General features: G+C 67.8%; 2 protein-coding genes. Both read right to left on the reverse strand.

Annotated features, from left to right (window positions below; genetic code table 11):
* Nucleotides 1–734: IS630 family transposase (locus FXN61_RS49565; protein WP_223165927.1), on the reverse strand; the 734-nt coding region annotated here is incomplete at its 3' end.
* On the reverse strand, nucleotides 623–1093 hold the full coding sequence (locus FXN61_RS51300) for a helix-turn-helix domain-containing protein (protein ID WP_246293343.1): 471 nt from the start codon (nucleotides 1091–1093) through the stop codon (nucleotides 623–625). The genes FXN61_RS51300 and FXN61_RS49565, both read right to left, overlap by 112 nt.
* Between the last annotated feature and the right edge of the window lie 78 nt (nucleotides 1094–1171).

The following is a 1171-nucleotide window of genomic DNA, read 5'->3' on the forward strand; positions in this document are numbered from 1 at the left end:
GTGAACTGCCAGTCGACTCCGCGCTGGTTGGCGTTGGTGGTGTGTTGCCAGGCGGTGAGTTCGGTGTTGAGGGTGTCGAGGTCGCTGATGCGGCGGTCGAGGCATTGGCGGGACAGTGCGGAGAGTTCGATCTCGGCGATGTTGAGCCAGGACCCGTGTTTGGGGGTGTGGTGGATCTCCAGGCGCTGGGCCAGGGCGAAGGCCTCGGCGGGGGTGAAGGCGTCGTAGAGCGAGGCGATGCCGTGGGTGTTGAGGTTGTCCATGACCAGCACCACGGTCTCGGCGTCGGGGTAGTCCACGGTCAAGAGTTGTCTGACCTGCCCGGCCCAGTCGATCTTGGTGCGCTGGGCCAGGGCGTGCACGCGGCGCCACCCGCGCAGGGGCTCGGCCCAGACGAAGATCGAGCAGGTTCCGTATCGGACGTACTCGCTGTCCTCACAGGCATCCCGGCCTGGCCGGGCGGGGAGTGGGTCGCGGACGTGGCCGAGGAGCTGGAAGGGTTTCTCGTCCATGCACACGACCGGGCGGGCGGGGTCGTGCGGGCGGGCGTAGACGGATAGGACGTCCTCCATGCGGGCGGCGAACTCCGCGTTCGCCCGTGGCGGGATGTTCCAGCACTTCCTCAGATGAGGACGCAGTTCCGTTTTTTCAAAACCCGGCCGATGGTGGAGTGGTCCAGGTTCGGGATGTCCTCGGTGAGCTCGACGTGCTTTTCCAGCAGCCGCAACGACCACCGGGCATGCCCCGCCGGCGGCTGCGAGCACGCCAGCGCGATCAGCCGGGCCTCGACCTCCCCGGTCACCGGGGACGGCACCGGCGGAAGGTCACGCTTCTTGCGTCCGATCGTGGCCAGCACATCGCCACCGGTCTCGGCGAACCGCCTGGCGACCAGCCGCAGCATCTCGCCCGAGACCCCGAGCCGGGCCGCGATCACCTCTTTCGGATCGGGCTCGCCTGCCGAGGTGTCCAGCGCGAGCAACACCCGCGCCCGCCTGATCGCCAACGCCGGATGCACACCCGTGGTCGTCAGCCGGATCAACTCCTCGCGATCCCGCGCCGACAACGCGACCGGCCGCTTCAACTGCGAGGCCATGACAACAGTCCTTGTCCGGCAGGGGAAAGAGCCTGCCGGACAACAGCATCCCAGTCAGAAGCACCACAGCTAAGCAGC

It is taken from the genome of Lentzea indica (genome assembly GCF_012184385.1).
Taxonomy (GTDB): domain Bacteria; phylum Actinomycetota; class Actinomycetes; order Mycobacteriales; family Pseudonocardiaceae; genus Lentzea; species Lentzea indica.